Consider the following 26,255-nt stretch of genomic DNA (forward strand, 5'->3'; position numbering starts at 1 on the left):
TTCCCTACCTATACAAAGAATGCGAGGTTATACCATGTTGGTTTTACTGGATCAACCGTCCCAAAGGAAGCAATTAGCGCCCTTCATCACGGGAACGTACGGGCATGTGGTTATGGGTGGAGTGATTGCGGGACTTCAACGCGGCCGTGTCTATGCAGACCAGCTTCATGCGCCGAAAAGCGCCCTGATTTGGGCCGAAAACGAAATGTTTTATCTGATCGGAAGATCGGATAATGAACAGTTCAATAGCCTTGTTAGGGAGGTACTTGTTCAGGAGCTATTACCTGAAGCGTTAGATGCTGGCGAAGACATGCTGAATCTTGAAGTTTACCCCGAGCCCGGCTCAGATTGGTCTCCCGTCCTGGATCACATGTTCAATGGGCGTTTGCGAGAAGGATTGCGAGTTCCTTTTCAATTCAATCTTGCGAAGTATGAACAGTGGATGGAACGCAGTTCCAGCTCCTTGTTCGTTCCTCCGGGATATAAGCTTCAAATTATCGATCGAGCTGTAATGCTGGAGGACGACAAAAGCTGTATCATTGAACAGGAAATTTTGAAATTCTGGCATTCGGTGGAGGACTTCTTCCGATACGGAGCAGGCACATGCACGGTATATGAAGGGCAGGTTGTAGGTACATGTATCTCAGTGTTTGTCAGTGACATTCACCATGAAACAGGCATCAACACCTACGATTCGATACACCGTGGCAAGGGCCTGGCTACGGCCATGGCAAGCGCTTATGTGCAATCCGTTCTAGAACGGAATTGTGTTCCACACTGGACGACAGAGGAATTCCGTCATGATTCCATCGCGATAGCGGGTAAGCTTGGTTTCGATCAAGGCAGAGCTTATCCCGTCTATTACATGCCGATTCAGGAGCTTCTAAATTACTGAATATCTGTAGGGGCTGTCCCGAAGTCATGAAAATGACCTGGGGCGGCCCCTGTTTTTTTGATTGGATTTGTGAAACCTGTGAATCCAAGATCAACTTGCCCTTTTTAATTCAAGCACAGATAAGCAAGTTACTGAAGAGCATTCATGATTATTGGATAATTCTTAGATAATTCCGTCCAAATGAAACATTTATCAACTCGGTTGTGATTTATTTCACTATATCTGAAAACGGATTCAGTTACAATAAAGACAGTAAATCAGGTGTAACAGGAGGCTGGTTCAGATGGCAACACACGCTTATTATGTTCCGCCCGTGAACTTGATAGGCAGAGGATGTTTACACGAAGCAGGCAAGATGATTGAGAATATGGGTATTCGCAAAGCGCTTGTCGTAACTGATCGTCGATTGATCTCTTCCGGCGTTGCTGAACAAGTGCTGTCTATACTAAGAAAATCAGGGTTAGACTATGTGGTATATGATGAGGTTCAGCCCAATCCCACCTGTCAGAATGTAGATGACGGACTTCAGGTATTTCAGGATCATGGCTGTGACGCCATTATATCGATAGGCGGAGGTTCACCTCAGGATGCTGCCAAAGGGATTGGTATTGTAGCAACTAACGGTGGGCATATCCGTGATTATGAAGGTTTGCATCAATCGAAACACAAGTCCGTGCCGCTTGTTGCCATTAATACAACGGCTGGCACGTCGAGTGAGGTGACCATGAACTACGTGATTACAGATGAGGAACGTAAGGTGAAAATGGTGATGGTGGATCGAAACAGTCTCGTTGACTTGTCGGTGAATGACCCGGAACTGATGCTGAGCAAGCCAGCCAATCTTACAGCGGCCACGGGCATGGATGCATTGACCCATGCGGTGGAAGCCATGGTGACGCCTGGAGGGTTCACGGTGACGAGCGCTACAGCGGCTGCTGCCGTTGAGCTGATCTTTGAATATTTGCCCAGAGCGGTCAGGGATGGTAGTGATCTGGAAGCAAGAGAGCATATGACGTATGCGTGTTTTCTTGGCGGGATTGCTTTTAACAATGCAGGCTTGGGCTATGTACATGCGATGGCCCATCAACTTGGTGGAGTCTATGACCTTCCGCATGGGGTATGTAACGCGATGTTGCTCCCTTATGTAGAGGAATTGAATGCAAAGCATGTACCAGGTAAATTCCGTCATATTGCCAAGGCAATCGGTATGGATGTAAAAGGAAAACGGGATGAGGAGTGCTCGGAGTACGTGATCGAAGCCATTCGTCAGCTTTCCAAGGAGGTAGGCATTCCTGAGAAACTGTCAGAATTGGGTGTGAAAGACCCTGATGTTGAATTGCTGGCGGATAATGCCATGAAAGATGCTTGTGCACCGTGCAATCCGTATCAACCTTCCAGGGATGAAGTGATGGAGCTATTCCGCAAAATCATATAAAGTTAAGAACAAAGAGAGAGCCAGAATATATTCTGGCTTTTTTGATGTGTCACGTGCTTCTGAGCCTTATAAATACGGATTCATTTCCTTCATTGGATAAAATAGTTTTATCTCGCAATAGTCATTATTTTTTGTTTGACAGAGGGGGTGCTTTAATCCATAATCAATCCATACTAAACACATAAGCTTTATTGGAAGGGGAGAGTCAGTCATGTCACAGTTTAAATCATCAACGAGAAAGTCATTATGGGTAGGAGCGTTAGCCGTTCTATTATTGGTAATCGTTAGCGGTTGCTCCGGATCGACCAATGATCCTGCTCCCAATGCAGCAGCCCAGCCAGGCACGAGCCAAGGTACGGATGAAAATTCAAAGACGGACGAGACTGCAACGGGGGGACTTTTGTATATGGTCGGCCGGCTTCCGTAACCTCGTTTGATTTGCATAATCAGATTACATCGAACAATGCTTTTGCCATTGATAAAGTATTTGAACCTTTGGTTGCTTTTGACAACAAGGGCGAGATTGTGGACTGGCTTGCCAAGTCGCATAACATCAGTGATGACGGTTTGACGTATACGTTTGTGTTGCGTGATGGCTTGAAGTTCTCCAACGGCACAGATGTTACGGCAGAGGATGCCGTATTCTCGCTGGAGCGGCACTTGAAGGTTGGTGGCCCATTGGCAATATCGGCCAAGGTAGACACTGTCAAAGCAACGGATAGCCATACATTGGTGATTACGCTTAAAGAGCCGTATACGCCATTTATCTCTGAGCTTTCCAACTTCTCGAACGGTATTATTCCGAACAATTTTGGCGGAGTTACCGAGGAAGAATTTTTCAAGAAGCCGGTAGGTACTGGACCGTTCGTGGTTGAACAGTGGGACCCTGCAGGCGATGTGACCTTTACGAAGAACACTCACTACTGGCAAGAAGGAAAGCCATCGGTTGATAAGCTGGTTTACAAGCTGATAGAAGATGACAGCCAAGCAATCAACCAGTTGAAGGCGGGAGAAGTAGATGCGATTGAGTCGCTGGCTCTGCAAAATGCTGATGAAATCAAAAATGGCGCGGATACAACCGTTGTAACCAACGGCAGCTGGGTGACAGAGCAATTGTTCTTTAATACGTTGGATAAGCATTTTTCCGATGTGCATGTTCGCCGGGCATTGGCTCTGGCACTTGATCGTGACGGTCTGACTAAGGCGCTTACCTTTGGTTACGCACAGACTGCTAATTCATTGCTGCCTACAACGATTCCTTACAATTCGAATGATACTCTCAAGGCATTAAATTTTGATGTAAATGCAGCCAAAGCGGAACTGGCCAAATCGGCCTTCCCTGATGGATTCACTACAAAACTGCTTGTAGCTTCCGGCAACAGCACCAGAGCGCAAGAAGCGCAAATCATTCAGGCAGCGGGAAAACAAATTGGCATTAATATCGAGATTGAATCGATTGAACTGGCTACCTTCCGTGAACGATTCTTTGCTTATGATTTCGCAGCGATGCTGAACAGTGGGCAAGCCGATTCTCCGGAAGCGAACTCAATCGTTGCGTTCCAGACTGACCCTGATGGCTTCAGCAAATCTTACTGGACGCATTACACCAATGATGAAGTAACCAAGCTTCTGTATAAAGGTCAACAAACACCGGACGGCGATGGCCGTGCCGAAATATACTCCAAATTGCTTCAAACGCTTGCCGATGAAGTGCCTTACATTCCGCTTTATTATCCGGATATTCTGATTGGCGTTCGTTCTTCAGTAGATGGCATTGTTGTTTTGCCTAATGGCAGTGTGCGTTTTGAAGACGTTCGTATTCAGAAATGAATAAGTTCTGGTTGATCAGTACTGTGGGAAGAGCGTTGGCAGTGATCCTTTGTGTGATGACAGCAGTCTTTTTTCTCATCAGAATGGTACCAGGAGATCCTGCTAAAATGATTCTTGGCGAGTACAGCACCCCCGAGGCCGTGGAGAGCATGCACCATGCTCTCGGGTTGGATCTGCCGCTGGGGGAACAATTTATACGGTTTGTGAAGACACTGTTCACTCAGGGGGATACCGGCAATTCCATTATTAACGGAACCTCGACTAGAGAGTTGATTGCTGATCGGGCACCCGTTACCTTGCTGCTCATTGGCATGGCATGTGCATTGTCAATTGTCATTGCACTCGTGCTTGCTACATTGGCCGCTACACACAAGGATAAGCTGCTGGATCATTTGATACGTATTTTTCCTACGGTAACGCTAGGTATGCCAATCTTCTGGGTTGGCATCCTTTTGATTCTGCTGCTGAGTGTTCATCTTCACTGGTTTCCCGTTGGTGGAGTTGGGGAAGGGTGGTGGGGCACCTTATACAGTTTGACACTTCCCGCCATAACCGTGGCTTTTTCACAGATTCCGACATTGGTCCGTTCATTGAGAGCCCAGATGCTTGAAGTACTGGAATCTGATTTTGTAGTTACATTGAAGGCTGCGAGATTACCGAGCCGGGTCATTCTATTCAAACATGTCCTGCGCAATGCGGCGCTTCCGACGCTGATTCTTCTTGGCGTTAATATCTCTTATCTCATTGGCGGCACATTGGTCGTTGAACAGGTATTTGGTATCAAAGGAATTGGCAGTCTTTTGTTTAGTTCCATTTCCAAACGGGATTTCCCGGTCATTCAAGGCATAGCCCTTTACTGTGCTGTATCTGTCGTGATCATCAGTCTCCTGATAGAGCTTCTTTCCAGGTGGCTTGATCCCAGAACGAAAGGAAAACCATGAAAACGATACAAATAGAACCTCAGTTATATGAAGACAGCCAAAACACCAGTCTCATGAATCGTATATTGAAAACTCCTTCCCTTCTTGTGGGAAGTGTGATGTTTGCCGTGCTGATCATCTTGACTGTAATCATACCGTGGATTAGTCCTTATGACCCTTCGGAGCAAAATTTGAGTGCCTTTTTGCAACCTCCATCTGCTGAACATTGGTTGGGCACAGACCAACTGGGACGCGATTTGTTCACTAGACTGATTTATGCCGCGCGAACCGATTTGAGCATTATGGTGCTGGCGGAAATTGTACCTTTTTGCATGGGCGTATTTCTAGGGATGCTCGCAGGGTATTACGGAAAATGGACTGATAAGATCATATCGTTGGTCACCGATACATTTATCGCTTTCCCTTTTTATCTCATCGTCATTATCGTGGCTTTTGCCAGTGGAGCAGGTGAGCGGGGGATTTATATTACGTTTATGCTCGTTGGCTGGATTGTCTTTGCACGTGTCGTCAGGGGGCTGAGTGCATCGTACCGCAAGCAGGAATGGATCGCATCCGCACAGACGTTGGGCTTGCCGGGAATACGGATTATCCTTCGTCATCTCCTGCCCAATGTATTACCTCAGGCGATCGTTGTCCTCATGACGGATATGGTGGGGCTGCTGGTGGCGATTGTTACACTTGGATACCTGGGCATTGGCATCGCACCACCGACCCCGGATTGGGGCACGATGATCTCGGATGGACAATCCTTTATCACGACAGCCTGGTGGCTCTCGGCAGTTCCGGGATTTGCAGTCGTTTACACGGGAATTGCTTTGTCGCTTGTCGGTGATGGATTGGCCGATGTATGGAGGAAAAAATAATGTCCACTGAACCGATTCTTGAAGTCAAGGCACTATCTCTGTCAACCAAGTCAAATCAAAAATTAGTTCAAGATGTACATTTCTCGCTTGGGCGAGGGGAGAGCCTGGGATTAGTAGGTGAATCCGGCTCCGGTAAATCACTAACTCTTCGTTCCATTCTGGGACTGTTACCAAGCGGTGTGGAGCAGACGGGTGGAACCATTCGGAGTGATGTGAACAGCGCCATGGTGTTTCAAGACCCGAGAGGTGCGCTCGATCCGCTCTGTCCCGTTGTTAAACAGCTGGCGGAAGTTGTCTATTACAGGCAAAAGGTAAGCAGGAAGGCCTCCAGGGTAGCAGCGCTGGAATTACTTGAACTGTTGGGGCTTCCCGACTCATTGAAGCGTGAGGATCGATACCCTAGCCAGCTGTCAGGTGGGCAGTGTCAGCGGGTAGTCATTGCATTGGCTCTGGCGTGCAAGCCAGGCATTCTGCTCTGTGATGAGCCAACAACGGCACTGGACGTTACTGTGCAGCGTCAAATTATAGAAACGATCCAACGTTTGCAGCGTGAACTGGGATTCGCCATGGTGTTTGTAACACATAATCTGGCGATTGCAGCGACGCTGTGCTCGAAGCTGTGCGTGATGAAGCAAGGGCGGATCGTGGAGCACGGGGATTCGCTTGGCCTTTTGCAAAACCCGCAAGATCCTTACACCGAGATGCTTATTAACTCGGTGCTTCCTTTACCGAAGCTAGAAGGGAGCGAATAACTATGGAACTAGCTTTGCAGGTTCAGAATGTAACGGTTCAATATGGTGACTTTACTGCGCTGGATAACATCACACTAAATCTTCAGAGGCATACCACGCTTGGTCTTGTTGGTGAGTCCGGTTCGGGCAAATCTACCCTTGCGAGAGTCATTGCCGGGTTAATTACGCCAGATGAGGGGCAGATTTTGCTGGGAGATCAGCAATTAAAGAAGAAGAGAAGTCGTGAGCAGTATAAAAGCATACAGATGATTTTCCAAAATCCGGATGCTTCACTGAATCCCAAACATTCCATTCGGCAGATTCTTGCTGAAGCGCTGTTGTTTCATCGCATTGTAGACCGTTCACAGGTGGAGAAAAGATCGAGAGATCTCTTGGCCCGTGTTCAGTTGGAAAGCAGGGCACTGGACAAGTATCCGCATGAATTCTCCGGCGGTCAGCGCCAACGGATCGCCATTGCACGCGCTTTAAGCGTAGAGCCGAGTCTGCTAATTGCGGATGAGCCGACAAGTGCACTGGATGTTTCTGTGCAGCGGAGTGTGCTCGATTTGTTCAATTTACTTAAGAGGGAACTTAATCTTACGTTTCTGTTCATTTCTCATGATCTTGGAGTTATCCATGCCATTAGCGATACGGTAGCAGTCATGTGGCAGGGTCAGCTGGTGGAGATTAGTCCCAAAGATCAATTCTTCACACGACCTGAAACGGCATACAGCCGAGAGCTGCTGTCCGCAGTTCCAAAGATGCCGAAATCAAGTTCTATAGGAGGTTTATATGAGCCAACAATATAAAGGAAACATACCCCTTACCCTGTCGGAATACGATACACTTACGCAATTGCTCTCCAACCTTTTGAATACAAAGTATCCTCCGGTGATCATCCCGGGTGAGGCCATCTTGGGCATAGAGGCCGTGGCAGCTGGAATATCTGCACCGGGTCGTACGATAGTTAATGTCGTAACAGGGCCTTATGGCAGTTTGTTTGGTCAGTGGCTTGAACGTGGAGGGGCAACGGTTATTGAAGTCAAAGTTCCTTTTGATGAAGTTGTACCTGTGGAGAAGGTAGCTGCTGCGATTGAAAAGTATCAACCGTCCGCACTATCCTTTGTTCAAGCAGAGGTGGTTACAGGTGGATCGAATCCCGCAGAAAAAATTATAAAGATTGCGCGTGCCCATAACCTGATTACGGTGAGTGACTCTGTATCAGCGATTGGGGGAGAGCCTCTGCTGGTAGATGAATGGGGCGTTGATTTTGTAGCTGTGGGTGCACAAAAAGCCCTGGCCGGGCCTAACGGCATCAGCGCAGTAAGCATTTCGCCGCGTGGATGGGAATTTCTCGAATCCAATGCACATGCACCGCGCAACTCCATCCTGTCTTTGCTTGATCTGAAGCCACCAGGCGATGGGGCTGCACCCGTCCGCGTTCCTCCCAACATTCCAACGCTGGAAGCCAGAGCACTGATTTTGGCTTTGACAGCTATTGAGTCTGAAGGCTTGGAGCAGGTGATCAAGCGTCATGAACAGGCTGCGTTATCTGCTATAGCGGGAATTCAGGCCCTGGGTCTGGAGCCTTGGCAAAAAGATAACAGAACTTATTCGACTCTCACAACCACGGTTCGAATTTCCGGGGAGGAGAAGTTGCATATCGATCAGCCGATCGGCATCGTTGCTCCGGGGGATGGAGAACTTTTTGGTCAGCTTCTGCGAATTAATCATTTTGGAGTTAATGCGTCCTTGGCAGGAGTGGAGGAAGCTGTTGCGACCATTGCGGCATTATTGAATGAGGACCATGAGCATGCAGTCCAGGCTGTTCGCCTCGTTTGGGGGAAATGAATATGACCCAGGTAAAATCGGAAGAGCAAAGCTTCAAACATATCTTTATAGCAGGCATTAAAGGCAAACGGTTCGATATCTCGATTCAGAATGGCCGGTTTGCATCTGTTACAGAATCCGTGCCGCAGAATGATAACGCATCGCTTCCGGGTACAGATATATGGATAAGTCCCGGAGTTATTGATCTTCATACACATCTGGCCTGGACAGACTTTGACCATGCGGATCAATTAAAGCGTGACAGCCATGAGATCGAAGTGATGCAGGCGCAAGCTTTTGCAGCCACCCTCCGGACGGGAGTAACTACGGCTCGTGATGCAGGTGGAATGCTACCAAGCACCGCTCGGCATCTCGCTCAGCACTATCAACACCCCTTAAGAGTTGAAACCAGCAGTGAAATGCTGGGAGCGGCAGATGCCCGTGGTGTGAAGCATCTAGAACAACGGCTGAACGGAATTTTTGATACAGGCGCAGGATGGGTTAAAATCATGGCGACAGGTGGACTGGGAGCCCCTACGGAACAAGTGCTAGATCCTGTATTTTCGGAGGAAGAGTTTGCGTTCATCGTTCGACATGCCCATGCCAACCATAAAAAGGTGCTGGTTCATACCTGGGGTGGAGTGACGATAGACTGGTCTATTCAGACCGGGGTGGAATCGGTGGAACATGGAATGTTCTTATCGGAGGATCAGGCGGGCAGGCTTGCGCAGTCCCGAACGGCCTTTGTGCCGACCACATCGATATATCGTATTGCCGCAGATCCAAAAGGCGTGCTGGCGTTGCCTACTGTCATCAGTGATCGTGCAGCGCGCGCTGCTGAAGCTCATTCTACAGCCATCGGATATGCCAAAAGAGCAGGAGTCCGTTTCGGTTTCGGTACCGATTACGCCACACCTTCACTGCATGGCTATAATCTGCAAGAACTGGATACGCTGATCGATTATGGCCTGACCCGGGCAGAGGCGTGGCAATCTGCGACGTCAAACGCTGCTGATATTCTGGGTCGTGGCAACGAATTGGGACAGATTGCAGAAGGCTATATTGCCGATGCTATTATTTTCAATGCCGATCCGTATCAAACGGAAAATGCAGATCAGCTGCAGGAGAGCATCGTATCCGTAATTATTGGAGCGCAGAAACCATAACTTGGTTTCTGCGTTTTTTCTTTTTGCAAGAAAATCAGTATTAACCAGTCTATAGCACTTTGGACATCTTCACAAATAAGCTGGCATGCGTAATAATGTAGGTCGAGCCATGCGACATATTATATCTACATCAGGAGGCACTATGAAACTCGGCAATCATGATTTGAATACATACATCAAGCAATATGAAATCTATTTAAGTGTAGAACGAAACCTTTCCCAAAAATCGATAAAAGCTTATCTGTCTGACCTCAACAGACTCGTTGAATGGTTTAATGATAATCACATATGTGATGTTAACAGAGATAATTTAAGAAAGTATCTAGAACAATTAACAAGTGAGCAAACGCTTAAAGACTCTACCATTAAAAGAAAATACATATGCTTTAAAGCATTTTTTAATTATTTGGTACAGGAAGGGGATATTGCTGAATCCCCTATTTTTGGTTTCGGAAGAAATTTCAAAACAGCAAAACGTATTCCGAAGACTCTCTCTGTGAATGAGGTTGAAAGGTTGTTAAACGCTCCACAAGAACATATGAAGCAATTACGTACAGAGTTTAGGAAACGAATTAACCTGCGCAATGATGCTATTATCGAGTTGCTTTACGTGATCGGAATTCGTATCGGCGAATTAGTGGGTATCGATATTGAACATATAGATCTGGAGGAAAAAACGGTATTGATCTTTGGTAAAGGTCGTAAAGAGCGTTTATTGTATATTTCCAGTAATGAGGTGATCCTCAAGATTAAAGCCTGGTTGCATCAACGTGAGCATTTCGATCCCAATTCCAATGCGCTGTTTATTAACAAATATGGCGATCGCCTTTCGATATATTCCATAGAAGATATTTACTCGAAATACAGGGACTTATCTAAAGTCAGTAAAAAATCAACACCTCATTACCTCAGACATAGCTTTGCTACACACCTACTGAACAACGGGGCAGATTTGCGCTCAGTGCAGGAGATTCTTGGACACACCAATGTCAGCACGACGCAAATATATACAGAAGTATCTGTGGAAAGGAAGAAGGATGTGTTGTCGAGGTTCAATCCGAGAAATAACTTAAAGGTGTAGAGTAAGACCTCCAAATAACTATAAATTATTTGGAGGTTGAATAGACCAGTGGAGTTACCAGTTCAAAAAGAAATTAAGAGTTTTGTAACTGAAGCACTATCCAGTAATAGAACGAGCAACATTATAGGTATCATTACGAACAGTCGTTTTGATATCAAAGCAAGTTATTCGAGTCAACTGGATGGTTATAATCAAATTGAGTTCAAAGAGATGTTAGGTATGACTCCTGCTATTGCCAAACTGAAAATTTCAGGAGGTATTAAACTTGATTTTTTTAAAATATTCCAATCGATATTTTCTCTTGTAAATGGTGGTGTCTCTCCGCTCGCTCTAGATTTAAAAGAGATTACCGGAGTCACACCGGAAATAGCTGTTAACTGGGAAAAAGAGTTTAATCCGGTAATTAACTCTCTAAAACCTCGAAAAAAATCTTACAAGAAATATAAAAAAACGAAAAGAATCATTGTAGTTGAAGATTATTTGGCTCTAACAAATCAGGAACAATCACTTCTAAAATTAATTGTTAGCTATGTACAGTCCAAAAAAATAAACGATACGATTGTCGTGATTCATTTTATTGATCTAAAATCAAATGAATCAAAATTTTCGAATATTACTTCTAGACATTTTGATATAACTGAAGTTGATTTACAATCTGTATTTCAGAAAAACACAAATTATGGAGAACATGTTGTTAGTCTCACAAAATCATTAGGAATAGACTTCTTTAAAGAGTACAGAGAAATTATTATTCAATCGAATCAAATTGAGCTCGAAAACGTAGAAAAAATTATCAAAAAAATAATAGATGAAACACTATCTACATCGAGTGACAACCCCGATTACAGAAAACAATTGAATCTCTTTTTGTATCAGTGTAGTCTTTTTATGATTCAATTCACAAAATTTGATATAGAAGATGGTATAGATCCTTCCATGCTTGAATTTATTGCACCCGCCATGAGTGCAAAACTTATTGGGAAAATTCAAGAAAATAAGTATAGTTTTTTGGAAGTTGCAATACGAAACTATTTTTATAATGAAGCAAAAAACACGCTCCAGAGCCCTGTAATTAAAAGAATTTATTCTTATTTAAACAAACTTTATCCTCACGAATATTTTTATTTAGCGGAGCTGCAACAACATTTCAGCAGAAATAAAGATGATGTTACTTCTGCTTATATTGTTGCATATTATTTTTCTAAGAAAGAAGGGATGGAGACACAACTCAATCAAATAGTTTCTGTAATGCAAAAGAATAATATTGGTGAATATTATGTCAACAAAATGGAACTTGTGAGAATTAATAATTTTCAAGACTCAACATATCTTGATCCAGAAATAACCGGACTTTTTTACGAAACAAAAAAAAGTAATTTAAGTACTCTTGCCAAACTTTGTTGCTACTCCGTTTTAGCGAGCTACTTATTTGAAAATGAAAAAATTCTAAATAATCTATATAAGCTATATTCTGAAATATCTTTAGAACTTCAAAATTTGAATGATGAAAATTGTAATAGTTTTCTTTACTGGCAGAATGAGTTCTATATCAATCAAATCCTTTTAGCAGCATCCTTTGATGACCCTCCTTCCCGTTTGAGAGGCAAATCAATACGAAATTCACAGAATCAAATAGAACACTTACTAAGAACTTTTAAACAAAATAGCGGTCATAAAGACTCTAATTATCTCAAATTTTTGCGTGTAGGGAACACAATCTATATCGAAAATACTGAGGAAGGAATCAAGTTAACAGAGAAAGCTTACTGGGAATCCAAAAACTATCCTTATGAATATGAACTTGCCAAGATCAATTACAGCTTCTCCCTGATTTACTTGGGATGTTACAAAACCGCAAATAAGGTGCTAGGTGAAAAAAGTTCCTTTGACTTAAACATCATAAATAAAGATACGTACCTTTCTTATCACAACAATTATACTATTGCTCAAATTTTATCAGGTAAGATAACGAATAAAAAGGCTATGAAAAAATTTGAAAATCTATTAAATCAAATAGATAGTAAAGCTTCAAGTGATGCAACAATTATTAAAAACAATTTGGCAGCTGCACAACTTGATATTCACCGAGAAACTGCGTTGCAATCTTTAGGCTCTATACTAAATGATCCAGATCATTATCATAGTTTCTTCGCTTTTCATAATATCCTTTATTTATATTTTAAAGAAAGAAACTTAAAATTATTTGATTCGTTTTATAAAAGTGACTGGCAGAGAAAATTCCCGAAATTATTAAAGCCGTATTTTCAATTTTTTAATAATAAATTTTCTGCAATGAGAATATTACTTGCACAGGACCTGCAATTTAGCGAAATGGTAGAGCTGTTAGTTAACGAATTGAATTCAAAGTATCCTGAAAAAACTTACACACATTATAAGCAATTAATATTATTTGGAGGCATAGAGCGGTGGTTCGAGTAATCGATGTTTCTTAATTGCTTCAAAAACAAGCATTCTATATGCAGCTTCTTCATCTCCATTAAAAACATGTTGAAACAAAAGATGAGCCGAACTTTTAGAAGAAATTGTCGGGTTTGGTGTGATATCAATAATATAAATATCTGTTTCATTCACTCTAAAATCAATTCGACTTATAGCTGAGAATCCTAGTATTTCTGCACATCGACAGGCAACTGATGCAATAATCTTGGCATGAGGTCCCTTGTAAATATCAAAGTCATAATTTTCATTTGCAATCGTTTGATAATCAAGATATTTTTCATCGTTTAGAAAAACGATTTCTACAACTTCTGGAGCGAAGTATGCATTATTATGATGAATAACGGGGACCTCTACCTCCTTGCCTTCAATGTATTGTTGAATTAACAATGTCCCATACATCTCATAATGAGAATGTATCAGTTCAATTGCTTTCTTATATGTGGTTTCTTGCACATCAATTTTAACAACCCCAATGCTAGCTGACTCTGAATTAGGTTTCAGCAAAAAATCCTTCTTATTTTGATAAAAATCCTGAATATTGCTAAAATCCTCTTCATTTTTGAATATATATGTAATCGGAAAATACACTCCGAGTTTATCTTCGATCTTTTCATACATAAGCGATTTATTACCACCCAAAACAGAAGAATAAAAATCTGCGCCAATATTGTAAACTTCATAATGCTCACAAATTAATGGAACAAGACATCTTCTTCCTATACCATTAGTATTCTGGGCCATTGAATAAACTAATACATACTTGAACTTTTGTTTGAGATTATGAATATCTGCAATAAATTTGTCCTCACTATTGAATGAAATTACATAATCCGACACAGAACGAAAGGCATTGACGATCTCAGATTGCTCATAACTAGTGATACACTCAGATTTATGTATATCATTTTGATAAGTATCTATGCTGTTGAAAACGAATACAACACACATGATATCAGGATATTTTTTCATATTATCCATATCATTATAAAATTTAATCAAATTCTCAACTTCTTCCATAACAAAACCTCCAAATAATTTATAGTTATTAGTATGTATTTCTCAATTGATTGCTCAATGCAATTCTAAGTCCTACTTTTATACCACATCAATCATTCGACACATTTCTATGTATTCCTCTAAAAATTTACAAAAATCATTATAATTTTTGATACAAATGCCCTTTTTGTACAATTTTCTAGGTATATAGATCCATGAGCCTTGCATTTTTACCATGAATTTTCCAAAAAGGAGTTTGATTCCCTTTTATCGAATACAATATAAATAACAGCGGCACGAGAAAGGGTAATCTCACCCGTAACTTGTTGTCGAAGTTTTCCAGCAAGATTCCTCAGCCCGTTTCGTGTTTAATGTTATATAGGAGTAGTGTATTGCATTTTACACGGGGTACACCTTGATTTTTACATCCACCTATCACCTCTACACAACAAGTACAGGCAATTCTGCATGTATCATCTACTTTCAGACATTACAAAGAATAACGTTTGGCTGGAATTTCCGAGCAACATAGTCTGTACAGCATGCTCCTAATCATGACAAAAGTGTCCACACAACAGCATATCGGATTATGGGCTCTGAAATGATTTAGAACGAATGCACATGGAGGAGGCTGTAATGATGGCAAAAAAAGAAGTTGTAGCGATGCTGCTCGCTGGAGGGCAAGGCAAAAGATTAAAGGGACTGACCAAATCACTGGCCAAGCCTGCTGTTTATTTTGGCGGAACCTACCGCATCATTGATTTTCCTCTAAGTAATTGCTCCAATTCTGGCATCGACACGGTCGGTGTATTGACCCAATACGAACCACTGGTGCTGCACTCTTATATCGGCATTGGCAGTGATTGGGATCTGGACCGCAAAAATGGCGGGGTATATGTACTTCCTCCTCATGAACGTGAAGACGGCAGTAGCTGGTACCGCGGTACGGCGGATGCGATATACCGTAACCTGAATTTTATCGAACAATTCGATCCTGAGCATGTGCTCATCTTGTCAGGGGATCATATCTATAAAATGGATTACGAGAAAATGCTTCAATACCATAAAGAAAAGGATGCAGATTGCACCATATCGGTCATTGACGTTCCGTTGGAAGAAGCCAGCCGGTTCGGGTTGCTCAACACCCACGATGATTATCGCATCTATGAATTCGAAGAAAAACCTCCTGAACCCAAGAGCACGCTTGCTTCCATGGGTATCTATCTCTTCAAGTGGGATGTACTGAAACGCTTCCTGATCCAGGACGAACAGCAGGCATCCACCTCCTATGATTTTGGCAAAGATATCATTCCCTTGCTGCTTGAAAATGAAAAATCACTATACGCTTATCCATTTGAAGGGTATTGGAAGGACGTCGGTACAATCCACAGTCTGTGGGAATCCAATATGGACCTGCTGGATGAGGAAACGCCGTTTAACCTGAACGATCCGGATTGGCGTATCTATACTCGTAATCCGAATCAGCCTGCGCAATATATTTCACCATCGGCGAAGGTACGGAATTGCATCATCAGTGAAGGTAGTGTGGTACATGGTGAGGTTAAACACTCGGTATTGTTCTACGGTATTGAGGTGGGAGAGAACAGTTCCGTAACCGATTCAGTGATCATGCCAAAAGTGAAGATCGGTCAAAATGTACGCATTCACAAAGCTATTATTGCCGAAGGATTGGTGATCCCGGATGGAGTACATCTGTCACCCGCCCCTGAGGATGAGAGTGATATATTACTGGTCGATCAGGAAGAGCTGGAACGTCAGCTTCTCGAGGGAATGACAAGTAAAGCCTAATCTAAACCCCAAAGGACGGTGCATGCGATGAAACCATTGATCGGAGTTATTAACCTTGACCATGAGCTTGAGGAATTGAAGGAATTGACGTACTTTCGCTGCGGAGCCGCGGTGCCTTATGCCGGGCGTTACCGTCTGATTGATTTTGTATTATCCAATATGATGAATGCTGGCATTGAGAGTATCGGTGTATTTGTGCGTCGCAAGTACCGTTCACTCATGGATCATCTGGGAGACGGTAAGCCGTGGGATTTGGATCGCAAGCATGGCGGCATGTTTATTTTGCCACCGGACTGGAACGATCCGACCGATACGTCACAAGGGGATTTGCAGCATTTTCACAATAATCTCGATTTTTTCCGCCGGGGTTCAGGGCAATATGTTGTCCATGCAGGTAGTCGGCACGTAACCAAAGCAGATCTGCAGGATGTGTACAGGTACCATATGAGCAAGGGCGCGGATGTAACGCTGGTCTGCAAAAAAGTGGATAAACTGCTGCCTGAACATGACGCCTGTGTCAAAGTTGAAGATGACGGGAACGGTAATGTGGTGGACATTCACCAAAGCGCCGATCACCCGAATATATATACAGAAATTTTCATTATGGAAAAAGAACTGTTCCTGCGCCAGGTGCAGCGCTGCATCGCTCATGGCGAAAGCCATTTCTTCCGTGATGTGATTCAGAAAAATCCGGATGGCTTGAACATTGCTGCATATGCCTATGATGGCTATCACGCCGTGATCAATTCGATTGATAGCTATTACCGCAACAGTCTGGAATTGTTGAATAGCGGATTGTATGAGCAGCTGTTCAAGGAACAGCCTGTTCAAACCAAGATTAAATATGAGGCACCTGCCAAATACCTGGACTCTGCTGAGGTTAAACATTCCTTGCTCGCGAACGGCTGTATTGTGGGTGGGGAAGTGGAGGACAGCATCCTGTTCCGTGGGGTACATGTGGCGAAAGGTGCCAAAATTAAAGGCTCCATTATTATGCAAAAATGCTACATCGGAGAAGGTGCCGTTCTGGAGAACGTCATTCTCGACAAAGATGTGAAGCTAAGCGGCGGCCAGACGCTGATCGGCGATCCGTCGAACCCTTATATTCTGGCGAAGAGTACTATTATCTAATATCAACACTTAACCGATATCATCTATAAATATATATAAAATAAAAATCCTGTAGGATGGATTTAAGGTTCATGAGCGAAAGTTGAAATGCAACTTCGATTGTGCTTGCCAACGTGCAAACGTAGTAGAGGGAACGAAATCGATTCTGGAGAAGCGTAGCGTTCGCCTTTGTCTCCAAATTTCAACCATGTATAAGGTTCATCAAGAAATTGAGAGACAACAGCGATCGGAAGAACGATTCGTAACCGGAACGGCCACTTTGCAGAACGTTGAGCACTTGGTGTATGAACCGCCACATCCTACAGGATTTCACCGGGAGGAACCTTCTTTTGTTTGACAACAAGGAAACGTTCAAGAGTATTTTTAGACGCAATCTGGTCAGCAAATTGGGCAAACCACTAGCAGAAGCAACGCAGGAAGATGTCTATCACGTACTTGGAAGCATGATCCGCGAATATGCGGGTCAAGATTGGGCGGCGTCGAATCAGGGGTTTAAGCAGCGCCAGGATAAACAGGTCTATTACTTCTCGCTGGAATTCCTGATTGGACGTCTGCTCGGCAACAACCTGTTAAATGTGAATGAATTGGAACTCGTTCGTGACAGTCTGGCTGAATTGGGTTTCTCTTTGGAAGAAGTGGAAGAACAGGAAGCGGACGCAGGGCTCGGCAACGGAGGTCTGGGAAGACTCGCGGCCTGTTTTCTGGATTCACTGGCTTCCCTTGGCTATGCAGGACATGGATGCGGAATCCGATATAAATATGGCTTGTTTGAGCAAAAAATTATTAACGGCAATCAGGTGGAATTACCCGATAATTGGCTTGAGAAGGGCAATGAATGGGAAGTGCGTCGTCCGGACAAAAAGGTGGAAGTGCAGTTCTGGGGCCGTGTGGAGGCTTATGAACAGGATGGGCATTATCAATTTGTCACGAAGGATGCCGAATCAGTGGTAGCTGTACCATATGATGTGCCTGTGATTGGTTATGGCCAGCCCCATGTAAACACCTTGCGATTGTGGAGTGCGGAGCCCAAGCGGGAGACTTCACTCGATACCCCTTCGAACTATTACGGATATCTGGATTACAGTCGTTCGGTAGAATCGATCTCGGAGTTCTTGTACCCGGATGATTCCCAATACGAGGGCAAGCTGCTCCGTCTGAAACAGCAATATTTCATGTGCTCGGCAGGCGTACAGAGTGCTTTGCGTACATTTAATAAGCTGGAGCTTTCGTATGATCGATTGCCGGATAAAGTGGCGTTCCATATCAACGATACGCATCCAACACTCGTGATTCCCGAACTGATGCGCATTCTGATCGATGTCAAAGGCTACGGATGGGATGAAGCATGGGATATTACGACCCGCACCGTATCATATACCAACCATACAACGCTAAGTGAGGCGCTTGAAAAGTGGCCTGTAGCCATGATCAGCAAGCTGCTGCCGCGCATTTACATGATTATTGAAGAGATAAACAAACGCTTCTGTGGCATGCTGCTCGAACGTTTTCCCGGAGACCAGGATCGTATCCAGCATTTGGCGATTGTTGCGAATGATCAGGTGCGAATGGCTCATCTGGCGATTGTGGGCAGTCATAGCGTCAACGGTGTCGCGGCATTGCATACCGAAATATTGAAGGAACGGGAGATGGCTCCGTTCTATGCTCTATATCCCGAGCGCTTCAATAACAAAACCAATGGCATTACCCATCGCCGCTGGCTGATGCATGCCAATCCGAAGCTGTCGAATCTGATCACAGATACGATTGGAAGTGAGTGGATTAGGGAGCCGGGCAGACTGAATGAGCTGGTAGGCGTTGCGGACGATGCTTCATTCCAGCAGCAGTTCCATTCCATTAAACGTAATAATAAGGAGCGACTGGCCACGTACATCCTGGATCATACCGGAAAGGCGGTCAATCCGGATTCCATCTTTGACGTACAGGTGAAAAGGCTGCATGGATACAAACGGCAGCTGCTGAACATTCTGCATGTTATGCATTTGTATAACCGTCTCAAGAGCGATGCTTCGTTTGATATCGTGCCACGTACATTTATTTTTGGAGCAAAGGCAGCGCCGAGTTATTATTTTGCCAAAAAAATTATCAAATTGATTAACACGGTGGCAGATACGGTTAATCGCGATGCGGCCGTGAAAGATCGTCTACAGGTATTTTTCCTGGAAAACTACTCGGTTTCTCTTGCCGAGAAAATCATTCCAGCCGCGGACGTCAGCGAACAGATTTCAACCGCAGGTAAGGAAGCCTCCGGTACGGGGAACATGAAGTTTATGATGAACGGTGCGTTAACTATTGGTACCATGGACGGCGCGAATGTCGAGATGGCAGAGCAGGTTGGTCAAGACAATATGTTTATCTTTGGTCTGAGTGCAGACGAGGTGCTTGAATATTACCGATCCGGCAGTTATCGGCCGAATGAGATTGTACAGCAGGATGAACGAATTCGTGAGGTCGTGGAGCAGCTGGTACACCCAGGAGTGTTCTGTGAGCGTGATGGTGAATTCTGGGATATCTATGATTCCTTGCTGGCTCATGGTGACGAGTACTTTGTGTTACGTGACTTTGCTGCCTATGCCGATGCGCATGCTGCCATTGATTCGGCGTACCGCGATGTATCGGGCTGGACACGCAAGGCAGTGCTGAATACGGCTCATTCCGGCATTTTCTCCAGTGATCGTACCATCAGTGAGTATGCGACTGATATCTGGGGCATCCATCCGGTGTCCGGACACTGGAAAGCTTAAATAAGTAGTATTTAACAATGAAATCCCCTTGTACATTAGGTTGATCTCTGTTGAGTTCATATACCTTCATCAGAGATCACTCCTTATTGCACAAGGGGATTTTTGTATGAATCAGCCGACTGGTCGTGACACACTTTGTGCGTTATCGCGCCGCTTTTCACGACGAAGGATGATCGGAACCATGATCACTGCAGCGATCACCAACAACGGAGCTAGTAAACCAGCGATGGGTAACGCCGATGCGCCATTCGCTGAGAAGACGCTCAAGTCCCAGAACCCGTGCAGGAATATGGAGGCCACGAGTGATCCGGTAGACCGCCGAGCAAGATAGAAGATCGAACCAAGGCCAAAAGCGATCACTACCTGGAACAGGGCACCCGCTCCGATACCCCAGAACATGTTCGGCAGGTGGAAGACTGCGAACATCGCTGTTGAGAGCAGCCAGACCCCGGTTTCGCCGAATCGGCTGCGCAGAGCAACAATTAACTGACCTCGGTTGATCATCTCCTCATTGAAGCCAACCATGATACTGCCGAAAATGAGATACAGCCACATGAGGGGGGTGACCCGGCTGAAATCGCCGGTCAGCATATTCACGATCGCGATGACCATCATGATGATCGGCAGAGTCATTGTCCATCGAGAAAGACGCCGCCTTTCAACTAGGCTAGGACGCCACCATCCGTAGATCGTGACCATTGTGATGGTCAGCACTGCACCGCCGGACAGCGGTGCTATATACCAGAGAAGAAGGGTCTGCTCACTCTCACCCACTCGCGTGTAGTCGATGCCGTTGAGCAAGAAGATCGCGTAGAAAACTGCGCTGTAGAGGAAATATGTGAGAACTGCCCATCCTACGCGGGGACGAACCCGAAGGGCAGGGTCCAAAGTTTCTTGCAGCTTGTCCCTATTAATTGACATGATAAACACTCCCACTATACATTAATATTTTTTTCATTTGCTCTTGTTTTCTTATGATTTTAACTTCGATTAAGTCAAGATATAGTCCCGCTAAGTCTTTGGAAACAGTGCCGACAGCTGCCTCATTTACAATTCTAGTTGCCCAAGTTAAATAGAAGCTAACGAAATGGATAAAAACCAGCTAAATTTTCACTGCTGTAGTTTAGGTTCTGTTTAGGTAACGATGGGGTAGGATGAGGCAGACAGTTGAAGGGCTTGCTCTAGTAAAAAAAACATATTATATTTCCTCTCTTGATGAACAGCATGGAAAATGACAAAAAAAGTACTGAAGCCTAGCTATTTTCCCATTGAAATTCCTGGCGGTTTATATGCCGGGTTCACGGTGGATGTATGGAACTCCACGCCTGAGCAGCTGGACATGAAGATCTATATCCCTTTAAAATAGACCTTACCGCTCCGCGGGAAAAAAGGTCGGAGGAATTCAGACAATGAACGAACGTTCGTGGCTCCACTCCAGGTGGATGCTCACAATCGTCGCATGTATGGCATTGTTATATGTGTTGATTATGGGTAACTTGCTCTTTGTCAGCGGGAGAACGCCTGGCGTGAATTATCAATATAATCTGGTACCATTAGAGACAATCAAGCCTCTTCTTTTTCAGAAGAACAGATACCATACGGAAGCCTGGGTGAAGAATCTGTTCGGGAACATTGTTTTGTTCATCCCGCTTGGGATATGGATTCCCTGGTTATTCCGCAGGTGCCGAAAGTTTTTACCATTTACAGGTATTGTCGTCTTACTTTTGTTAGCTGTTGAGATTATGCAATTGATTACCCGTGTTGGTTCGTTTGATGTCGATGACATTATTTTGAATACAGTGGGTGCCTGGATTGGATACATAGGGTTTGCCTTATTCATCTTCTCACAGAGAAGGACTCGAAAATGAACTGCGAATAGCAGTTAATGATCGGGTCTTTTTGTGTTCATGGATCTTTTCTGTTTATAAGAGGGACATTTCGGATAAAACATACTAACGGGTTATATAGTAAAGAGTGATGAAAGCGAGGTGGTCTATATCGTTTGGTGGAAAGAGAGTGTGGTGTACCAGATCTATCCCAACAGCTTCAAAGATTCGGATGGGGACGGTCAGGGTGACTTGCAGGGGATATATGACAAGCTCGATTATTTGACTGATCTGGGCGTGGATGTAATTTGGATTTGTCCAATCTACGATTCACCTGGTCATGATAACGGATACGATATCCGTGATTATTACTCCATTTTACGTAAGTATGGCACGATGGAGGATTTTGACCGTTTGCTGGCTGAGGCGCACAAGCGCGGTCTCAAGATCATGATGGATCTGGTGCTGAATCATACGTCGGATGAACATGCGTGGTTTGCCGAGTCACGTTCATCGAAAGTGAACCCGAAACGGGACTATTATATTTGGCGTTCAGGCAAAAATGGTCAGGTTCCAAACAACTGGGAGTCCTACTTTGGGGGATCTGTGTGGAAGCTTGATCCGGAGACGAATGAATATTATTTGCATCTCTATACAGAACACCAGCCTGACCTGAATTGGAACAATCCACAGATGGCAGAAGAGATGTATGAGATGGTGCATTGGTGGTTGCAAAAGGGTGTGGATGGTTTCCGTTTCGATGCGGTGGCGCATATCGGCAAGGCGGAGGGGTTACCCAGCGCACATAATCCGGATAATCTGCCGGTCGTTCCTGCGTACCAGCTTTTTTCCAACCTCGAGCAGGTGCATTCGATTCTGAATAAACTTAACGACATGATCCTGAAGCCGTATGGTCCAATGACTGTTGGAGAGACTTCCGGGCTTGGACCGGAACAGGCGCTGGCTTATGTTGGGACAGATCGGAATGAGCTCAATATGGTGTTCCAGTTTGAGCATATGTTTGTGGACGCTCAATCATCTGGAATCGGCAAATGGAACTATCGAGAGTGGAAGCTGCCCGAGCTGAAAGAAATTATGAGCCGCTGGCAAACCGTGCTGCATGACAGAGGCTGGAATGCCAATTATATGGGCAATCATGACCAGCCGCGTCCGGTATCCCGTTTCGGTGATGATGGAAAGTACAGGGTGCGCTCTGCCCAGATGCTGGCTACTTGGATGCTCACCCTTGAGGGTACGCCTTACATTTATCAAGGGGAAGAAATCGGCATGACCAATGTTGCTTTCCCTAATATTGAGGATTATCGGGATATTGAAACGATGAATTATTATCGGCAGCATATTGGACAAGGGCGAGCGAAACATGAAGTCATGCAAGCGATCTGGCGCAAGAGTCGTGATAATGCCCGTACACCGATGCAGTGGGATGATACGAAACATGCCGGATTTACCGATGGTGAGCCATGGATTCAGGTGAATGCGAATTATCCTGAGATTAATGTGGAGGATGCCGAACGTGATCCCCAGTCCATTTTGCATTATTACCGTAAACTAATCGCTCTTCGCAAACAACATAAAGTACTTATCTATGGGGAATACGAGCTGCTTTTGCCCAATGATCCCGATATTTATGCCTATACCCGGACGCTGGATGATGAGCAGATGCTTGTTATTCTGAATTTCCGTGAACATGAGCCTGAGATGCAATGGCCTGAGGGTTGGAACGATGAAAATGCCAAGACGGTCATTAGCAATGTCAGCAGACGATATTCCACCGATAAGGGTGCGATACTTCTTCAGCCATATGAAGCAAGGGTTTATCGAATGCAGAGATGAGACATCATTTTGCTTTGGCGAAGAGTTTTGAATTATAATATGGGTTGAAAATCAAACCAAACGAACGCATATGTCAGGAGGATACCAAGTTGTTGAATATTACTTACCACGGACACTCCAGTGTACAACTGGGCACAGAAGAGAAGTCGTTGATCATTGATCCTTTCCTGCGTGGCAATGAACTTGCTGTCACCAAACCGGAAGACATCAAGACCGATGCCGTTTTACTGACACATGCACATATGGATCACATTTTGGATGCTGAACCCATCGCCAAGGCTAACAATGCTAAGGTGGTTGCGATTGTGGAACTGGCTACATATATGTCATGGAAAGGCCTGGACACCCTTGGCATGAACATGGGTGGAACGGTGGATCTTGGCTTTGCGCAAGCCAAAATGATTCAGGCTTTCCATACGTCCGGTATCGTACTGGAAGAGGAACAACGGATCATGTACGCAGGATTGCCTGCAGGATATATTATTAACATTGGTGGCAAAACCGTTTTGCATGCCGGAGATACTAGCCTGTTCGGTGATATGAAAATGATTGGTGACCGCCATGATATCGACGTAGCACTATTGCCTATTGGTGGACATTTCACCATGGGACCGGAGGATGCACTGCAGGCTGCTGAATGGTTCAATGCCAAGCTGACGATTCCGGTGCATTATGATACGTTCCCGGTTATTCGTCAAGATGCCGAGAAGTTTGTGGAGCAGCTTGCTTCCAAAGGTCTGGAAGGCCGTGTGCTGGCACCGGGACAATCCCTTACCCTGTAATGCTCTATTAATCACTGTTCAATCATAAAAGGTATACAAAGCTAAAGACGAATATCACGTCAAGATAACTGACGTGATATTCGTCTTTTTTTCGGTTTCAAGTTCAATTTAGTACTCCATAGTTGGTCTGAATAACAAAAACCGTGAAATCCCATTGTTGAAGTTCATGCTCAAATGTTATAAAAAATTACACGGAAACCAAATGGAAATCCGAATTGACCTAAAAACAGGGGGAGCGTTCATGTCATTCGTGAAATCATTGTTTTTTCAAATTATTGTAGCGGTTATCATCGGGATTGGTGTAGGCATTTTGTGGCCTGATCTGGGTAGTCTGCTGCAGCCGCTCGGAACAGGTTTTATCAAGTTGATCAAAATGATCATTGCTCCATTAATCTTTATGGTTATCGTGACAGGCATTGCCAAAATCGGTGATCTGAAATCGGTTGGACGCATTGGATTCAAAGCCATTCTGTGGTTTGAAATCGCAACGACGGTTGCCCTCGTCCTTGGACTTGGCACAGCCAATCTGCTTCGTCCGGGTGCAAGCATGAATGTGGACCCCTCGACCCTTGATGCAAGTGGCATCGAAGCCAAAACCAATGGCTCTGAACTGCCACATGTGGTCGACTTTATTATGAATATTATTCCAACAAGTGTTGTAGATGCTTTTGCACAAAATGCATTGTTGCAAGTGCTGCTCGTTGCCTGTTTGTTTGGGGTAGCCTTGGCAGCAACGGAAAGTAAGGCGAAGGAGAATGTACTGACGTTGATTGAAAATGTATTGGGAATCTTGTTCCGCATTATTGGGTACATTATGAAACTGGCACCAATCGGAGCATTCGGCGCCATGGCGTACACGGTTGGAGCGTATGGGGCATCCACACTCTCCTCCTTCGGTTTGCTGATTATTGCCTGTTACGGAGCAGCGTTACTGTTTCTGGTGATGCTTGCACTGGCTGCCTGGTGGATCACAGGGCTGAACTTTCTGCAATTTGTAAAATATACACGTTCCGAAGTGATGCTTGCGATTGGTACAGGTTCCTCGGAAGTCGTTATGCCCCGCATGATGGACAAGTTGACCAAGGCAGGATGTGACCGTGCTGTCGTCGGTCTCGTTGTCCCGACAGGGTACTCGTTCAATCTGGACGGAGCCTCGATCTACCTATCGCTAGCGACGGTTTTTCTGGCTCAGGCGGTTGGCATTGATCTGACACTGGGACAAGAGATTACGATTTTACTGGTGTTAATGCTTAGCTCCAAAGGTATGGCGGGTGTACCTGGCTCCGCATTCCTTGCTCTGTCTGCTACAGCTGCAGCCCTGAATGCATTCCCAGTAGCGGCTGTTGCCTTACTGCTAGGTGCAGACCGCTTCATGGATACCATGAGAGTATTCACGAATTTGATGGGCAACTGTGTTGCGGCATTTGTCGTGGCGAAATGGGAAGGGCTGTTGGACCAAAAACGTATGCGGGCGGTGCTTTCCGGGGAGATTAGTGCAGAAGAGCTGGAGAGAGAAGAACAAGCATCCTTGTCCTCGGTGAAGTTGAACAAAAGGGAACAGGGAAAAGGAATGGTTTCAACGGACATACTGTAAGAAACAGGAATTAAACGAGATCCGTATGAATTTTTAACACATCATATCTTTGAATATGAACCGTCTGTTTACCCGCATGAAATCATGGGATAACAGACGGTTTTTTCGTTTAAGATACAGATATCATGGAGTTCTCGAACGCAAACAGCAAAATAATTGTTACAGAGGAATCATTAATGGGGAATGTGTAGAAGAGGAAAAAGATAGCATATTGAAGTTTCAACTTGTATATACATGTTTAGTTATGTAATATATAAATGGAGTTAGGC

The 26,255-nt window shown here is 44.5% G+C and carries 22 protein-coding genes; 20 read left to right on the plus strand and 2 right to left on the minus strand.

Translation table 11 applies throughout. The annotated features are described in order from the left end of the window. Nucleotides 1-34: 34 nt before the first annotated feature. The 12 genes from PTQ21_RS17940 to PTQ21_RS17995 all read left to right on the plus strand — a co-directional run bounded on the left by PTQ21_RS17940 (nucleotide 35) and on the right by PTQ21_RS17995 (nucleotide 13,211). The gene (locus PTQ21_RS17940; RefSeq protein WP_177031104.1) at nucleotides 35-895 is read left to right on the plus strand and encodes a GNAT family N-acetyltransferase; all 861 of its coding nucleotides are present in this window, start codon (nucleotides 35-37) and stop codon (nucleotides 893-895) included. A 283-nt stretch (nucleotides 896-1,178) separates the two neighbouring features. Beyond that, nucleotides 1,179-2,330 (plus strand): iron-containing alcohol dehydrogenase, encoded by a 1,152-nt coding sequence (locus PTQ21_RS17945; RefSeq protein ID WP_274566558.1) that lies wholly within the window; start codon nucleotides 1,179-1,181, stop codon nucleotides 2,328-2,330. Between the two features lie 211 nt (nucleotides 2,331-2,541). Further along, nucleotides 2,542-2,757 carry a hypothetical protein gene (locus PTQ21_RS17950; RefSeq protein ID WP_274566559.1) on the plus strand — a complete coding sequence of 72 codons (216 nt, stop codon included), beginning with the start codon at nucleotides 2,542-2,544 and terminating at the stop codon, nucleotides 2,755-2,757. A gap of 11 nt (nucleotides 2,758-2,768) precedes the next feature. Then, nucleotides 2,769-4,160, plus strand: coding sequence for an ABC transporter substrate-binding protein (locus tag PTQ21_RS17955; protein WP_274566560.1), 1,392 nt, complete (start codon nucleotides 2,769-2,771; stop codon nucleotides 4,158-4,160). A gap of 56 nt (nucleotides 4,161-4,216) precedes the next feature. Further along, on the plus strand, nucleotides 4,217-5,101 hold the full coding sequence (locus tag PTQ21_RS17960) for an ABC transporter permease (RefSeq protein ID WP_274570522.1): 885 nt from the start codon (nucleotides 4,217-4,219) through the stop codon (nucleotides 5,099-5,101). Beyond that, nucleotides 5,098-5,964: an ABC transporter permease gene (locus tag PTQ21_RS17965; protein WP_090805739.1), complete on the plus strand. Its 867-nt coding sequence runs from the start codon at nucleotides 5,098-5,100 to the stop codon at nucleotides 5,962-5,964. The genes PTQ21_RS17960 and PTQ21_RS17965 overlap by 4 nt, the downstream gene beginning before the upstream one ends. Continuing rightward, entirely contained in the window at nucleotides 5,964-6,716 is a 753-nt protein-coding gene (locus PTQ21_RS17970) for an ABC transporter ATP-binding protein (RefSeq protein WP_063563379.1), read from the plus strand. The genes PTQ21_RS17965 and PTQ21_RS17970 overlap by 1 nt, the downstream gene beginning before the upstream one ends. A 2-nt stretch (nucleotides 6,717-6,718) precedes the next feature. Then, the gene (locus PTQ21_RS17975) at nucleotides 6,719-7,504 is read left to right on the plus strand and encodes an ABC transporter ATP-binding protein (protein ID WP_274566561.1); all 786 of its coding nucleotides are present in this window, start codon (nucleotides 6,719-6,721) and stop codon (nucleotides 7,502-7,504) included. Continuing rightward, nucleotides 7,488-8,546, plus strand: coding sequence for a pyridoxal-phosphate-dependent aminotransferase family protein (locus tag PTQ21_RS17980; RefSeq protein WP_274566563.1), 1,059 nt, complete (start codon nucleotides 7,488-7,490; stop codon nucleotides 8,544-8,546). The genes PTQ21_RS17975 and PTQ21_RS17980 overlap by 17 nt, the downstream gene beginning before the upstream one ends. A 2-nt stretch (nucleotides 8,547-8,548) precedes the next feature. Continuing rightward, nucleotides 8,549-9,691, plus strand: coding sequence for an amidohydrolase family protein (locus tag PTQ21_RS17985; RefSeq protein WP_274566564.1), 1,143 nt, complete (start codon nucleotides 8,549-8,551; stop codon nucleotides 9,689-9,691). Between the two features lie 142 nt (nucleotides 9,692-9,833). Next, nucleotides 9,834-10,772 (plus strand): tyrosine-type recombinase/integrase, encoded by a 939-nt coding sequence (locus PTQ21_RS17990; RefSeq protein WP_274566565.1) that lies wholly within the window; start codon nucleotides 9,834-9,836, stop codon nucleotides 10,770-10,772. A gap of 48 nt (nucleotides 10,773-10,820) precedes the next feature. After that, nucleotides 10,821-13,211: a hypothetical protein gene (locus PTQ21_RS17995; protein ID WP_274566566.1), complete on the plus strand. Its 2,391-nt coding sequence runs from the start codon at nucleotides 10,821-10,823 to the stop codon at nucleotides 13,209-13,211. Here the strand turns inward: PTQ21_RS17995 and PTQ21_RS18000 are convergent. After that, nucleotides 13,179-14,249 (minus strand): ATP-grasp domain-containing protein, encoded by a 1,071-nt coding sequence (locus tag PTQ21_RS18000; RefSeq protein WP_274566567.1) that lies wholly within the window; start codon nucleotides 14,247-14,249, stop codon nucleotides 13,179-13,181. The genes PTQ21_RS17995 and PTQ21_RS18000 overlap by 33 nt on opposite strands. Nucleotides 14,250-14,867: 618 nt before the next feature. Between PTQ21_RS18000 and PTQ21_RS18005 the strand changes: the two genes are divergently transcribed. From PTQ21_RS18005 to PTQ21_RS18015, 3 genes are all read left to right on the plus strand, one after another. Beyond that, nucleotides 14,868-16,037: a glucose-1-phosphate adenylyltransferase gene (locus PTQ21_RS18005; protein WP_090805747.1), complete on the plus strand. Its 1,170-nt coding sequence runs from the start codon at nucleotides 14,868-14,870 to the stop codon at nucleotides 16,035-16,037. Between the two features lie 27 nt (nucleotides 16,038-16,064). Continuing rightward, on the plus strand, nucleotides 16,065-17,168 hold the full coding sequence (gene glgD, locus PTQ21_RS18010; protein ID WP_090949430.1) for a glucose-1-phosphate adenylyltransferase subunit GlgD: 1,104 nt from the start codon (nucleotides 16,065-16,067) through the stop codon (nucleotides 17,166-17,168). A gap of 329 nt (nucleotides 17,169-17,497) precedes the next feature. Beyond that, nucleotides 17,498-19,930: a glycogen/starch/alpha-glucan phosphorylase gene (locus PTQ21_RS18015; RefSeq protein WP_274566568.1), complete on the plus strand. Its 2,433-nt coding sequence runs from the start codon at nucleotides 17,498-17,500 to the stop codon at nucleotides 19,928-19,930. Between the two features lie 111 nt (nucleotides 19,931-20,041). On the opposite strand, the gene PTQ21_RS18020 is transcribed toward PTQ21_RS18015, so the two are convergent. Continuing rightward, nucleotides 20,042-20,851 carry a CPBP family intramembrane glutamic endopeptidase gene (locus tag PTQ21_RS18020; RefSeq protein WP_274566569.1) on the minus strand — a complete coding sequence of 270 codons (810 nt, stop codon included), beginning with the start codon at nucleotides 20,849-20,851 and terminating at the stop codon, nucleotides 20,042-20,044. A gap of 310 nt (nucleotides 20,852-21,161) precedes the next feature. Here PTQ21_RS18020 and PTQ21_RS18025 point away from each other — a divergent pair, with 310 nt between their 5' ends. From PTQ21_RS18025 to dctA, 5 genes are all read left to right on the plus strand, one after another. Next, entirely contained in the window at nucleotides 21,162-21,296 is a 135-nt protein-coding gene (locus PTQ21_RS18025; protein ID WP_274566570.1) for a hypothetical protein, read from the plus strand. 43 nt (nucleotides 21,297-21,339) lie between these two features. After that, the gene (locus PTQ21_RS18030; RefSeq protein WP_090949437.1) at nucleotides 21,340-21,798 is read left to right on the plus strand and encodes a VanZ family protein; all 459 of its coding nucleotides are present in this window, start codon (nucleotides 21,340-21,342) and stop codon (nucleotides 21,796-21,798) included. A 120-nt stretch (nucleotides 21,799-21,918) separates the two neighbouring features. Beyond that, nucleotides 21,919-23,610: a glycoside hydrolase family 13 protein gene (locus PTQ21_RS18035; RefSeq protein ID WP_063563388.1), complete on the plus strand. Its 1,692-nt coding sequence runs from the start codon at nucleotides 21,919-21,921 to the stop codon at nucleotides 23,608-23,610. Nucleotides 23,611-23,699: 89 nt separating this feature from the next. After that, nucleotides 23,700-24,392, plus strand: coding sequence for a metal-dependent hydrolase (locus tag PTQ21_RS18040; protein ID WP_064638869.1), 693 nt, complete (start codon nucleotides 23,700-23,702; stop codon nucleotides 24,390-24,392). Nucleotides 24,393-24,633: 241 nt separating this feature from the next. After that, complete coding sequence (gene dctA / locus PTQ21_RS18045; protein WP_072732559.1) at nucleotides 24,634-25,986, plus strand: C4-dicarboxylate transporter DctA; 1,353 nt, start codon at nucleotides 24,634-24,636, stop codon at nucleotides 25,984-25,986. Nucleotides 25,987-26,255: the final 269 nt, after the last annotated feature.

Source organism: Paenibacillus marchantiae, assembly GCF_028771845.1.
In the GTDB taxonomy this organism is placed as follows: domain Bacteria; phylum Bacillota; class Bacilli; order Paenibacillales; family Paenibacillaceae; genus Paenibacillus; species Paenibacillus marchantiae.